13 protein-coding genes are annotated in these 12,800 nt (G+C 68.5%); 5 read left to right on the top strand and 8 right to left on the bottom strand.

Annotation, left to right across the window (positions count from 1 at the left end):
* The coding region (locus HG543_RS09565; RefSeq protein WP_211193828.1) for a D-alanyl-D-alanine carboxypeptidase at positions 1-885 on the bottom strand (885 nt) is incomplete at its 3' end.
* Between the two features lie 152 nt (positions 886-1,037).
* Between HG543_RS09565 and HG543_RS09560 the strand changes: the two genes are divergently transcribed.
* Positions 1,038-2,261 carry a GAF domain-containing sensor histidine kinase gene (locus HG543_RS09560; RefSeq protein ID WP_169344394.1) on the top strand — a complete coding sequence of 408 codons (1,224 nt, stop codon included), beginning with the start codon at positions 1,038-1,040 and terminating at the stop codon, positions 2,259-2,261.
* 16 nt (positions 2,262-2,277) lie between these two features.
* Here HG543_RS09560 and HG543_RS09555 read toward each other — a convergent pair whose 3' ends face one another.
* The 3 genes from HG543_RS09555 to HG543_RS55135 form a co-directional block, all read right to left on the bottom strand.
* Positions 2,278-2,838: an SUKH-3 domain-containing protein gene (locus HG543_RS09555; RefSeq protein ID WP_169344393.1), complete on the bottom strand. Its 561-nt coding sequence runs from the start codon at positions 2,836-2,838 to the stop codon at positions 2,278-2,280.
* A gap of 59 nt (positions 2,839-2,897) precedes the next feature.
* Positions 2,898-3,668, bottom strand: a complete 771-nt coding sequence (locus HG543_RS09550; RefSeq protein ID WP_169344392.1) for a carbohydrate-binding protein — start codon at positions 3,666-3,668, stop codon at positions 2,898-2,900.
* Positions 3,669-3,844: 176 nt separating this feature from the next.
* On the bottom strand, positions 3,845-4,240 hold the full coding sequence (locus HG543_RS55135) for a hypothetical protein (protein WP_246356872.1): 396 nt from the start codon (positions 4,238-4,240) through the stop codon (positions 3,845-3,847).
* 352 nt (positions 4,241-4,592) lie between these two features.
* On the opposite strand from HG543_RS55135, the gene HG543_RS09540 reads away from it, so the two are divergent.
* From HG543_RS09540 to HG543_RS09530, 3 genes are all read left to right on the top strand, one after another.
* On the top strand, positions 4,593-5,033 hold the full coding sequence (locus HG543_RS09540) for a YciI family protein (protein ID WP_169344391.1): 441 nt from the start codon (positions 4,593-4,595) through the stop codon (positions 5,031-5,033).
* 225 nt (positions 5,034-5,258) lie between these two features.
* Positions 5,259-6,821: a fibronectin type III domain-containing protein gene (locus HG543_RS09535; protein ID WP_169344390.1), complete on the top strand. Its 1,563-nt coding sequence runs from the start codon at positions 5,259-5,261 to the stop codon at positions 6,819-6,821.
* Positions 6,822-7,017: 196 nt separating this feature from the next.
* Complete coding sequence (locus HG543_RS09530; protein WP_169344389.1) at positions 7,018-7,482, top strand: DoxX family membrane protein; 465 nt, start codon at positions 7,018-7,020, stop codon at positions 7,480-7,482.
* 60 nt (positions 7,483-7,542) lie between these two features.
* Here the strand turns inward: HG543_RS09530 and HG543_RS09525 are convergent, their stop codons facing one another.
* The 3 genes from HG543_RS09525 to HG543_RS09515 all read right to left on the bottom strand — a co-directional run bounded on the left by HG543_RS09525 (position 7,543) and on the right by HG543_RS09515 (position 11,324).
* Positions 7,543-8,340: a phytanoyl-CoA dioxygenase family protein gene (locus tag HG543_RS09525; RefSeq protein WP_169344388.1), complete on the bottom strand. Its 798-nt coding sequence runs from the start codon at positions 8,338-8,340 to the stop codon at positions 7,543-7,545.
* 212 nt (positions 8,341-8,552) lie between these two features.
* A complete protein-coding gene (locus tag HG543_RS09520; RefSeq protein ID WP_169344387.1) occupies positions 8,553-8,957 on the bottom strand; it encodes a PH domain-containing protein in 405 nt (134 codons plus the stop codon).
* Positions 8,958-9,119: 162 nt separating this feature from the next.
* Complete coding sequence (locus HG543_RS09515) at positions 9,120-11,324, bottom strand: M4 family metallopeptidase (RefSeq protein WP_169344386.1); 2,205 nt, start codon at positions 11,322-11,324, stop codon at positions 9,120-9,122.
* Positions 11,325-11,569: 245 nt separating this feature from the next.
* Here HG543_RS09515 and HG543_RS09510 point away from each other — a divergent pair, with 245 nt between their 5' ends.
* Positions 11,570-12,007, top strand: coding sequence for a GFA family protein (locus tag HG543_RS09510; protein ID WP_169344385.1), 438 nt, complete (start codon positions 11,570-11,572; stop codon positions 12,005-12,007).
* A gap of 13 nt (positions 12,008-12,020) precedes the next feature.
* Here HG543_RS09510 and HG543_RS09505 read toward each other — a convergent pair whose 3' ends face one another.
* Complete coding sequence (locus HG543_RS09505; RefSeq protein ID WP_169344384.1) at positions 12,021-12,746, bottom strand: hypothetical protein; 726 nt, start codon at positions 12,744-12,746, stop codon at positions 12,021-12,023.
* Positions 12,747-12,800: the final 54 nt, after the last annotated feature.

Raw genomic sequence — 12,800 nt, 5'->3', positions numbered from 1 at the left:
CTCCAGCGTCGCGGGGAGGCGGGGCACGCCGCGCTTGAGCAGGGCCTCCTCCACGCACGCGGAGAAGAGGACCTGGGGCTCGTCCACGGCCAGCTTCACGTTGGCGGTGCGCGGGCACTGGTTGGCGGGCGAGCGCCATACGCAGCGCACCCCGGGGCCCCCGCGCAGGCGCGTGCAGGCGAGGTTGGCGCGCTCGGCGTTCATGTCCACGCTCACCACGGCGGACAGCGAGGCGAAGGCGGGCGTCAGCCGCACGGTGGGCGGCTGCGCGCAGTCCGCGCCCGCCTCGCGGGACAGCGACAGGTCCACCACGTTCTCCCGGAAGACGAAGCCGGTGGGCGCGGCGCTGTACGCGTACGCGGCGTCATCCCACGCCCAGCCTGGACCGAAGGGGAAGTCCGCCTCGTCGGTGCCCCGCACGCGCACCTGTCCGCGCCACTGGCGGATGCCGCGAGCGAGCATGGCGTCCGCCACCTGCTCGCACGCGAGCGCCGTCTCCGGGAAGCGCCACGAGCCCAGCGACGGGTCCCCCTGCGCCTCCACCACCACGTCCCCCAGGAAGAGGCCGTCCACCTGGGTGCCCTCCAGTGCCACCGGCGTCTGGTAGCGGAAGTCCGGGCCCAGCGCGGAGAGCACGGAGGCGGTGGACACCACCTTCATCGTGGAGGCGGGCAGCAGGCGGACGTGCTCGCGGTGCGCATAGAGCGGCGCTCCCGTCTCGGCGTCCACCACGTAGGCGCTCGCCAACGCGCCTTCGTCCTCCAGCGTGTCGAAGAGGGAGCGGGCGAGCGAGGGGAAGGTGTCCCCTTCGGGGCGCTTCTCGCGGACACAACCGGCGAGCGAGAGGGAGGCCAGCAGCAGCGGGGCGAGGAGTGCGCGGCGCATGTCGGCGGCCACGCTACCGCCGGGGACTTCCGCTGTCATCGCGGACCCGCGCGCCCGTCCGCGCGGCGTTCGTGGTTGGCCGTTCGGTATACGACCCAACAAAGCACCACTCTCGGGCGCGACGCCCGGGCCGGGCGGTAGAGTTGGGGGGCATGGCCTACGCGTGGACGCCCACCTCGACGAGCAGTCCTTCTCCTGAATCGCCACACGCCAGGGATGTCGCGCTGGTTGGCCGCATCGAAGCGGTGAAGACCGTGCTGCGCCTGATGCTGGAGACCACGGGGCTCCGGCTGGGCGTGGTGGCACGTGTCTCGGACGAGGCCTGGACGTGTTGCGCGGTGCTGGACGAGATGGGCTTCGGGTTGAACCCCGGGGACACGCTGGTGGTCACCACCACCTTCTGCAACACGGTGCGCGGCATGGGGACGCCCATCCTCATCCGGCATGCGAGCCAGGACTCGCGGTTCGCCACGCACCCGGCGCCGAAGCTCTACAACGTGGAGAGCTACATCGCCGTGCCGCTGTTCCGCAGGGACGGCAGCTTCTTCGGCGTGATGTGCGCGCTGGACTCGCGCCCGGTCGACGTGCCCGAGAGCAAGCTGGAGATCTTCCGCCACCTGGGGGACCTGGTGGGCCACCAGCTCGAGCAGGAGGACGAGCTGGTCCGGCGCGACGCGCAGCTCCTCGGCGCGAAGGAGGCGGCGCAGTTGCGCGAGCAGCTCATCGGCATCGTGAGCCATGATTTGCGCAACCCCGTCAATGCCATCAGCCTGTCGGCGGCCACGCTGCTGCGCCGCAAGGATTTGGATGACCGGCTCCGCCAGGGCCTGGGCGTCATCCTGGAGTCCGCGAGAAGGGCGGACCGGCTCATCCACGACCTGCTCGACTTCACCCAGGTCCGCATGGGCCAGTCGCTTCCCGTGAAGCGCATGGCCATGAACCTCCAGGCCATCACCCGGCAGGTGGTGGACGAGGTGGGGACGGCGGTGCCCGGGCGCCGGTTCGACGTGGAGTGCGCGGGGGATGCGCAGGGCTCATGGGACCCGGACCGCATCGCCCAGGTGCTCACCAACCTGCTGACGAACGCCGTGCAGTACAGCCCACCGGGGACGCCCATCCGGGCGCGCATCGAGGAGGAGGGCCCCACGGTCGTCCTCTCCGTGAGCAACGATGGCACGCCCATTCCGGCGCACGTGGTGCCCGGCCTGTTCGAGCCCATGAGGCGGGGGACGGATGAAGGCGAGCGCCAGAACATCGGCCTGGGGCTCTTCATCGTGGACCAGATCGTCCGGGCCCATGGCGGCCAGGTCGACGTGGAGTCCACGCCGGAGGCGGGCACGACCTTCCGTGTCCGCCTTCCGCGCGCGGAGCGCTGAGGGGCTCCGGAAGGGGTCAATCCCCGTCATCCCAGGTCCCGGGAGGGCACTGCTCGCGTGTGAGTGGCACCCGGCCCGTCTCGAATTCCTCCTGGAGCAACGCGAACCGGAGCGCCGCGTCCAGGTGGGGGAAGAACCAGGCCCCGCCCCAGTAGGTGTCGATGCAGAGCCATCGACCATCCTCGGCGACGTAGAAGAAGCTTTCGGGAAAGGCGCCGCACGAGGCGGTCGGACTCGTTATCGGGAACTCCGGCGAAGCGCGGGCCCCCAGGGCCACCGGACACGCGGAAGGCGCGAAGAGTGCCTGGACGTATGACAAGTCCTCCTCGTCCAGCCAGTCGCAGATATCCACGGCGCTCACCTTCAGGCTTCGGCCCGTGGCGGGATTGTGCAGTTGAAGCCCGTCGAGGGAGTGGAGGAGCTCTTCGGCGTAGGCGTGGAGCGGGGCGCCCTGCGACACCAGTGAAGCCCTGGCCTCGTCCAGGGGCACACGCCGCGACTCACTCCATCCGCCTTCACGAAGGAGTTCGAGCACCTCGTTGCTGAGCGAGCGCACCGCGGCGTCGTAGGGCGTCATCGTGACTCCGGAGGCCGGCTCCAGCGGGAGGAGCGTTGCTCCCGCCGGAGCCACGAGGCTCAGGGGATGGTGTTGTTGTCCGGGTACGAGACCGAGTAGTTCGCCCCGAGGTTGTTGTCCCAGTACGTCACGCCATCCACCGTGTAGCGGATGGCGAAGCGCACCGTGGGCACCGTCGTCGAGCTGTTCGACTGGGTGGGGATGCTGATGTACCAGCGCTCCTGATTGCCGGGCAGCGTCTCCTGGTAGAAGCCGGTGTACTCCTGCGCGGTGGCCCAGTTGTCGATGGTGGAGACCACCGTCACGCTCTTCGCGTAGGCCAGGTTCTTCAGCACCACGGTGCCATGGACGTAGAAGCCCGAGCGGCCGGGCTGCAGGATGGCGGTGTCCAGCTTCACCGTCGTGCTCCCGAGGAGGAACTCCGGCGCGCTCGCGCCGCCCACCCGGTAGTCGGCGCCGCCGTTGTTGTCCCACGACGTCTGTCCCGCCGTGATGTAGCGCAGCGCGAAGCGGGCCTCCGCGCCCGCGGGCACGTCCTGGGTGAAGGTCCAGCGCTCGTAGCCGTTGCTCGCGGGGGCGGTGTAGCTGGCGGCCGTCTCGTTCCACTGCACACCGTCGGCGGTATAGACGAGCGTCACCTGCTTCTCGTAGGCGAGGTTCTTCACCTCCACCACGCCGACGAGGCGGTTGCAGGCCGTCGTGCCGCACGTCTTCTGAAGCTTCGCGTACGCCAGCCGGACGTTCGGCTCGTTCGCGCGTGCCGTGCCCGCGGCGCCGAACAGGAGGACGAGGGTGAGCAGTGCGATGCGACCAGGATGAAGTGGCTTCATGGAGGGCTCCTCGGGTCTGCGGGGAACGGCCATTCAACCCCGAGGTCCCTCCGGCGAGAACCACGTCCCGTGTGACAATCGCTTGTTGCAACCTTTCAACGACAGCCCCGAGCGATTCGTGCACGACGGGCGGATGGGGCAGGGAGAGCGGGACGACGGGAGCCCCTGCCCGCGCGTCACGGACGGAGGGCTTCTCGCGCCTCCTGCCGTCCCTCCCGTCGCTCTTCTCGCGCCTCCTGCCGCCCGTCCCGCCGTGCATCCCGGGCATCCGCACGGCCATCCTGCCGGCTCTCCCGGGCGTCCTGCCGCCCGTCGCGGAGTTCCTGCCGGGCCGCGGCGACATCTCCCGCGGAGAGCTCGGCCCTCGCCTCGTCGCGAGCGTCCTGCTTCGCGTCGCGAGCGTCCTGCCGCCCCTCCCGCCGTTCCCCGCGCGCCTCCTGCCGCCCGTCCTGCTTCGCGTCGCGAGCGTTCTGCCGTCCCTCCCGCAGCTCCTGCCGGGCCTCCTGGCGCGGGGTCTCCGCGAGCGCGAGGGACGACAGCGACAGCGAAGCCAGCAGGGTCCAACGAATCATCCGACCGTTCATGACGACGTTCTCCTGAAATTCGCGGTGACGTCCGTCATGAACACGGCGGGGGCCGAGGAGTTGCGGGGCATTCTTCCGCCCACGCTTCCCCCGCACTCGAAGTCCCATGCGGCCGACGATGCCGCCGTCAGCAGGCGCGCGAGCCCGGCGAGCGGGCGGGGGAGGGCGCGGCGAAGGGAGCGCCTCCAAGTGTTGGAATCCACGAAGTGTTTGCCGGAATGGCCAACGCGCTGACGAATCGGCGCTGACGAATCTTTTGGTGCCATGTCGATCCTTGGCAGGCTCTTTCGTCGCCATTTCGAGAGGGGGGAGCGTCCCCCCAACCTGAAAGGAAACGACGATGCGAGTCATGGTGATCATCAAGGCGACGAAGAACTCCGAGGCCGGCGTCATGCCCGACGAGAAGCTGATGACCGACATGGGCCGGTTCAACGAGGAGCTGGTGAAGGCCGGCATCATGCTGGCCGGCGACGGCCTCCACCCGAGCCGCCGGGGCAAGCGCGTGCGGTTCTCGGGCGGGAAGAAGACCGTCATCGACGGCCCGTTCGCCGAGACGAAGGAACTCATCGCCGGCTACTGGATCTGGCAGGTGAAGTCGATGGACGAGGCCGTGGAGTGGGTACGCCGCTGCCCGGACCCCATGCCCGGTGAGGAGTCGGAGATCGAACTCCGCCCGGTCTTCGAGGCCGAGGACTTCGGCGCCGAGTTCACGCCGGAGCTGCGCGCCCAGGAGGACCGTCTGCGCGCCGAGCTCGAGCGGCAGCAGCACAAGAAGTCGTAACGCCCACGGGCTCGCCGGAGCGGGCGTTACCCCTGCGACCCGCGCCTTTGCCGTCCTTGTCGACCGCGAGCCGCAACCGCGGCTTGCCCTGGGCGTCGTGGAGGGTGATGCCCGCCACGCCGTTCTCCACGCCCAGGGTGATTCGGGTGTCGCCGCAACTGTTCTGTTCCTGAAGCCGAAAACCCCTACGGCCCTGAATGGCCGGCAAGGAAGGAACAGACAGTGATGAGGCGTCCTACAGAGAAATACATCGTGCTGTTGATGGGAGCCGTCGTGCTCCACCTGGCCTGTGGCCCGCGGTCCGTCGGCGAGGACGACGCGGTGGAGGAGGGCGACGCCATCGGCACCGTGGAGGCTGCGCTCACGGCGCCCACGCTGCTGGAGGCGGTGCCCGGAGACTCGCAGGTGACGCTCCGCTGGAGCTCACCCACCGCGGGCAGCGAGCAGTACCAGGTGCGCTTCCGCGTGGCCGATGGGACGTGGAGCTACCGGAGCGCGGGCTCCAACACCACCTACGTGGTGACGGGGTTGACCAATGGCACGCGCTACGAGTTCCGCGTGCGCATCAAGGGCTCCACGGCGGAGACGACCTCGCTGTACTCGAACGGGCTGTATACGACTCCGACGGCCAGCGAGTGTGCCGGCACCGCCGTGCGCCACATCTCCGTCACCGGAGCCGGGACGAAGAGTGGCCTGACGCCGGAGAACGCCGGGACGATGGCGAACCTCAACGCGTTCATCACCGCGGTGGGGCCGGGCGGGCAGGTCTGCATCCACGGGGGGACGTACTCCACGGGCTACTACGTCACGGCGGGTGGCGCCGAGGGCGCGCCCGTCACCATCAAGGGCATTCTCGGACGGCCCGTGTTCCAGTCCACCTTCGACGCCTCCACGCGCGCGAAGTCGGGGCCGGTGGCGTTCCACGTGCGCGCCAGCAACCTCGTCTTCCACAACCTGGAGTTCCGCCACGTCGGCAGTTGCTTCGCGTTTCGCGCGCAGGCGCCCGCCTCGCACGTGACGCTCAGCCGGTTCCGGGCGGAGAACGTCGCCACGTGCGTGGACATCGAGCGCTCCAGCACCACGGCGGTCACCGACCTCACGGTGCGCGAGTCGATGATTCTCCAGTTCACGCGCGGCGGCATCTTCCTCGCGTCGAACACCAACGGCGTGCTCATCGAGAACACGTACATCGACATGCAGCCCGACCGGATTGGCGGGCAGGGCAGTGACTACCCGGTGGGCATCGCCTTCTACGACACCGCGCGCAACGTGGTGGTCCGCAACACCACCGTGCTCAACGTCATCGGCATGCAGACGGGCTACACGCAGGGAGACGGCATCGACGGCGAGAGCACGGCGAGCGACGTCCTCGTCGAGGGCAGCTACTTCCGCGGCTCGGAGGACGGCTGCATCGACACCAAGGTGCGCAACATGCTCATCCGCGACACCGTCGCCGCCGAGTGCAAGCGCAACTTCCGCCTGTGGCAGTCGGTGACGCCGGGCCCGCGCGTCGAATCCGTCACCAGCTACCAGCCCCGGGACGCGCACTTCTTCATGCGCTCGGGATCGACCACGGCGCGCGACATCACCGTGCGCTCCAGCAATGCCGCGAAGCTCGTGGCTTACGACTGCGATACGCAGTGCCTCTTCAACGTCGAGGGCGTCAGCGGCACCCTGCTGGACGCGAGCCGGCTGAACGCGTCCGGGACGGTGACGGGCAACACCCTGGTCTACGGGCAGGCGGTCACCATTCCCCCGGTGCCGAACCCGACCCCATTTACCCCGTAGTCCTGGCTGCCCGCCCGCTCCCCCGGGTAGGACGCCCCGTGATTCCGGGCGTTTGAAAGGCACGCCGGGAAAATCTTCCGGCGTGTCGATCCTCCGGAACCCCATTCGTCGTCACTACAGAAGCGGGGGCCACACCGGGCCATGACGGTCCGGCGGTCCCGGCGCCACCTGTAGGAACCACGAAGGGGAGCACGCCATGGGAACGGGAACGACGCTGAATGTGGAGGTCGCCGGAGCGGGGCAGGGCACGAAGTCGCTGACCCGCCATATCCCGACGGTGGTGCGGTTCCTGATGGGGCTGCTCTTCTTCGTCTTCGGGCTGAACGGCTTCCTCAACTTCATCCCGCCGCCCGCCGAGCCCATGCCCGAGGCCTCCGTCGCGTTCAGCGAGGCGCTCATGAAGACGGGCTACATGTTCCCGCTCATCAAGGGCACCGAGGTGCTCGTGGGCGTGCTGCTGCTGGCCAACCGCTTCGTGCCGTTGGCGCTGACCCTGCTCGCGCCCGTCATGGTCAACATCGTCGCGTTCCACGTCTTCCTCGCGCCGATGGGGATGGGGATGACCGTCGTCCTCCTCGTCATGCACCTCTACCTGGCCTGGGCGTACCGCGCGGCGTTCCGCCCCATGCTCGCCTTCCGCGCCACGCCCGGCGCGAAGTGAACGCACGGCATGGAGACTCGACGCGGGAGGCGTCACACCGACGCCCCCCACGTCAGTGCATCAAGTCATCTGAAGTGCCTGCCGGATGGCGAGCTCCACCGGTGAGAAGTCCCCCTCCGGCCGCTGGCGGGACAGGGGCTGCGCGGGCAGGAGCGGCGGCTGTGCCATGAAGCGCGGGTTCCTGCCCCGATGCGGCTGGGCCGCATGCACCAGGAAGGGATGGCAGAGATACACGGTGCCCGCGTCGCCCGTGGCCAGCGCGACGGGACGGTGGGCACTGCCCGCGAAGTCGTCCGCCGCCAATTCGCCCAACGTCATCCCCGCGTCGCCCGCGGGCGCGAGCTGACGGGCGATGTCCAGGTGCGAGCCCACTCGGATGCGCGTCGGCGCGTCGTCCTCTCCCACGTCGGAGAAGAGGAACAGCATGAGCAGGGCCCTGCCCGTGCTGGAGACGTTGACGCGCCACTGCATGAAGTCGGGGTGCTCGTAGCCGAAGGACGCGTCGACATGCCATCCCGCGTCGCCCGGGTCTTCCGCCGAGGGGAACCGGACCGGGAAGGTGCCGAGGGTGCCGCGCTTCTGCCACCGGCCGGGACCGACGAGCTGGTCGAACGCCTGATGCAGGACCGGCGTGTTCGCGGCGGCCCGGAAGGGTGGATGGGCATACTGGTTGAGGCGGATGACGGGCCGCGTCCAGGTGCTGGGATTATCCGGGTCGCAGCCCGTGTCGGCCCAGAGGATGGCGCGGGCCTCGTCGGCCACGGCGCGGGGAAAGGCATTGTCGAGGCGGACGAAGCCCTCGGTGATGAACTGCTCGAGCTGCGCTGACGAGAGCGCGGGAGAAGAAAGGGGGGACATGATGATGCTCCGATGGTCGCGAAAAGCCACAAGGCCGCGGCGCGCCGCGATGGCACGCGCGGTGTCTTCGGTGGGCGGGGCGACCTATCGGAGGCGCGTCATCATCATCGTCATGGCGGAAGCATATCCCCGGCCCATGGGGCGTCAACGCGCCACGGTACGGCGGTGTCCGACGCCGCTCCTTCCGGGGCGGCATCGGAATGTCCGCATGCTCAGGAGTCCAGCGCGGCCTTCAGGAGCTTGAAGAAGCGCTCGCCCTCGGCGGCCTGGGCCTTGGGAATCTTGAAGGACAGCGGCTTGCTGACGGGCACGTTGTTGACGAGCTCCGTGTTGCCGTCGAGGCCAATCTTGATGTCCGCGTCGGCGTCGAAGGTGCCCGCGCTCTCGTAGGAGACGTACTTCACGCCCTTGAGGGGGAAGTACTTGTACTCCTTCTTCGAGCCCATGATGCCCTGCACGTCCACGGTGAAGACGCCGTGGGTCGTCACCGCGATTTCGTCACGCGCGAAGCGGAAGCACGCGAGCATCTTCTCGCCCTCGCCCAGGAACCGCTCCAGGTTGTACGACGACTTCGCGTTGACGTCCGCGTGGCCAATCAACCTGTCCAGCAAACCCATGGTGTTTCTCCGTTGATGGTGGGGCGCGGACGATGACAAGCGGACGGGGAGCTCTCAACACCGAATCCGCGCGGTCATTTCCCACTCAGGCGTCACGGGAACCCTCGCGAGAGGCCCACGCCGGGCGGGCGCTTCCCCCAGCCCGGCGTGGCCGTCACCTCGCTACCAGAAGAGAATCACGGACGAGACGCGGTCATTCCACGAGTGCCAGCTCCTGAATATCCAGAAGCCCGTGTAGTAGCCCCAGCCACGCAGGTTGTTGAGGGACCAGCCGCGGCCGATCCAGAGCCAGTAGCCGCCGAGGTTGATGTGCTCGCCGAGCACCGTCCAGCTTGCACACCGGCTACCCCACACCGACGAGATGCGGTCATTCCAGGTGTTGCCGACGTAGCTGAGGCCCAGGCCCGGAGGCACGGTGAAGGACGCGCCAGCATAGTTGGCGTGCTCGAAGAACACCGAGTGCTGGTTGCACAGGGCTTGCTGCAGGCTCGTCGGCTGCTCGGAGGGATACTGGTTGGTGCTCCTCATGTATGTCTGCAGTTCCGCCGAGGTGCGGAAGCCCTGCACCACGTTGAGCTCCGCCGAGCGCTCGTCGAGCACGTAGTGCGCGAGGTGGATGTCCTGCGCGCGGAGCTGCTCGGCCGTGTACTGCACGCCGTTCACGAGGATGGGCAGGTCGGGCAGGAACCTGTCCTCGACTTGGGACTCCTCGTCGTGGCGCGGAGGATCCGTGAGCACCTGCGACAGGGGGATCTGGACGAGCGTCGCGTCCGGGACGGGGTTGGGCGGCGTCTCGTGTGCGGGGGTGGGCTCCATGAAGCTGGCCGGGGCGCCCACGCCGACGGCGGCCCACGCGTTCGTCACGGAGTCCACCGTGTTCGAGTCGTAGCCCAACTGCACCGCGGCCTGCTGCGTGGCCGTCCTGGCCTGCGGGAAGCTGGTGCTGGGCGTGAAGAGGTCCGTGTTGGCCTTGTAGAAGATGCGGGCCGCCTTCTCGACGCCAATCGCGGTGACGTGGATGGCCGTCTTCCCGCGCGGGTGCGTGCCGCCCTTGGCGAGCAGGGTGAAGACGAGGTTGGAGATGCCGGAGCTGTAGTGCACGTCCGTGCCGGAGGTGTAGTCCGGGTAGTAGTCCAGCGAGTCGCCGTCCTGCGTCGGGTCGCTCATGTACCGCAGCGCGTCCCCGGGAATGCCAGGCGTCCAGATGTCCTCGCCAATCTTGAAGACATCCGCGTCCGTGGCCCAGCCGCGCGTCCAGCTCTCGCAGATGCCGGCGAAGATGTCGGAGATGGACTCGTTGAGGCCGCCGGACTCACCCGAGAAGATGAGGTCGGACTCACGCTCCGTCACGGCGTGGGTCAGCTCATGGACGGTGACGTCCAGGTCCTTGCCCAACTCGCTGGAGTTCACGCCGTCGCCGTCGCCGTACACCAACTGCGTGCCGTCCCAGTAGGCATTCACGTAGCGGGAGCGGTAATGGACGGTGCTGATGAGCGTGGCACCCGCGTTGTCATACGAGTCGCGGTTGAAGACCGTTTTGTAGCAGTTGTACGCGTCACCGAGCCGGTCGAAGTTCTGGTCCACGTGGGAGTCGCCGGTAGGCGCCCCGGCCTCGGAGCGCCTCAGGGTGCCGGGAAGGCTCGTGCCGTTGTTGGCCGAGTACACCCGGCGGTTGCGCGCCGAGTGGATGCGCGGATGCACGGCGAGCAGCACGCCGTCCTTCGCGTCCACGTAGACGAGGTCATCCGACGGCATGCCGTCGCGCTGGCCCTTCACGCGGACCTGCCACGCCAGGTGCAGTTCCTTTTCGCCTTCGGGGCGCAGGAACACGCGCTCCGCCGGGCCGTCAACGAAGGCCGGCTCCGCGCGCGAGCCGCTCACGGCGACCTTCGCGGCCACCTCGGGGGCCACCTTCACGTCCGTGGAGGCCGTCGGGCCACCGCGCGCCGAGCCGTTGGCCGCGTACACCAGGCCCTGTGAATCCACGTGCACCACCAGCTCGCCGCCAATGACAGGCAGGCCCTGGTGGTGCTGTCGGAAGCGCAGGTGCCGGTGCCCCTGCTCGTCCAGGGACTGCTTGCGGAACACCAGGTCGTTGCCACGGAGGCGGAACACCGGCGCCAGGTCGTTCAGCAGCCCGCGCACGTCCTCACCGGCTTCCCGCGCCCGCAGCTCGGACACTGGAGGCACGCGTCCGAGGTCGCCGCGGACGAAATAGGGCACGTCATCCTGGACGCCGAGCACCTCGGCCCTCTTGAAGCGGGCCAGCGCCGATTTCACGTCGGCATCCTTGGCGGAGCCGGTATCGCGCGGAGCCTCCTCGGTGGGAGAACTGCACGCCACGATGCCGGCTCCGAGCCAGGCCATACAGAACGTCTTCACGAGCCAGGTGCGCAAGGAATGACCTCTCCGTGTGGGGAGCGGTCCTCACAACATGGCTGTCATGGTTTGTGCAATTGTGGATTTCTCGTATTTAGTTTGTTTCGGAATTTGCTTGATTTTGGGCCGCCGAGGTGGCTGCTCATCAGGGCGACGGAAAAATCTGACATAAGGCTGTCAATGACGGGCCTTGGAACCTCCAGAGTCACCTCACTTCCTCTGGAGGACCTGTCATGACCGACACCCGAACGAACCCGACGGCCACATCACTGAAGCGTCACCCGGGGGGCTGTCAGTGTGGCGCCGTGCGCTTCGAGGTCGAACTCGACCTGAGCGCTCCGGTGAATCGCTGCAACTGCTCCGTGTGCACGCGGCGGGGAATCTCGGCCGCCTATGTGAAGCCGGACGCCCTCCGCATTCTGTCCAGCCCGGACACCCTTTCCGAGTTCCGCAGCGGGAACAGTGGGAGCTACAGCGCCTTCTGCAAGCGCTGCGGGTGCGAGTGCTTTGGCGCAGGCTTCCTCGAGGCGCTGGGCGGCGACTTCCGCTCCATCAACGTGAACTGCATCGACGGCATCGACCCGGCCACGCTGACCTATCTCTATTGGGACGGTCGTCACGACAACTGGGCAGTGGGCCCGCGCGACACGCCGTGGCCCGTGCATCCCTGACGCGGCCTTCAGGTCAGGGGAAGGTCGGGAGCGACGCGGGGAAGGTGTGAGCGCGCGGCGTGCCGTGCTCGAAGAGTTCCTGGAGGAGTCGGCAGCGCTCGGGCTCGGCGGAGGCGTCGCAGGTGGAGGCTTCCTGCCGGAGCTCCTCGAGCGGGACGAGCGAGGAGTCCTTCGGGCGCAGCGCGCGGGAGGAGTAGGCCCACGCGGTGCCCACGCGATGCACGGGCTGCTCGTTCGCGTGACAGAACGCGCAGTTCGTGAGGTCGGCCCGGAACATGATCTTCGTGTAAGGCGCCTCGGGTGGCACGTCGGCCTCGACGGGGAAGGCCAGCTCTCCCTTGATGGAATGGCCGGAGTCGTCGAGCTGGCTGAACTCGACGACCTCCGCTCCCGGGCCGTCGGGGACGACCGAGAGGATGAGGGAGCCCGAGAACAGGAAGATGCGGGGGCTGCGCCGGCCGTGCGCGGGCTGCGCGCTGAAGATGCTCTCCGTGGCGCTCACCCGCAGGGGACGGTCCAGGCTCTCCACGAGGCAGGCAACGGAGGTGGGGCGGGGCAGGGAGTTGATGAGCGCCACCGCCTCCTCGATGGTTTGGGGCGAGCCCGTGGCGCCGTTCGAGGGAACGCAGTCGCGAGGTGTCTCAGCCGCGGGAGCCGGGCCGCCGGAGGAACCGCAGGCCGCGGCCAGCACGGCCACCGCCACCGTCGCGAACACCTTCTGTCGCCATCTGCGCTTCACGTGTGACCTCCAGGGTACCCCATGCGTCCCCGAGGAGCTTCGTTACGCCTTCAG

It is taken from the genome of Pyxidicoccus fallax, assembly GCF_012933655.1.
In the GTDB taxonomy this organism is placed as follows: Bacteria; Myxococcota; Myxococcia; order Myxococcales; family Myxococcaceae; genus Myxococcus; species Myxococcus fallax.
The sequence above is the reverse complement of the archived record's forward strand: the minus strand, read 5'-3'. Positions and strand labels throughout refer to the sequence as shown.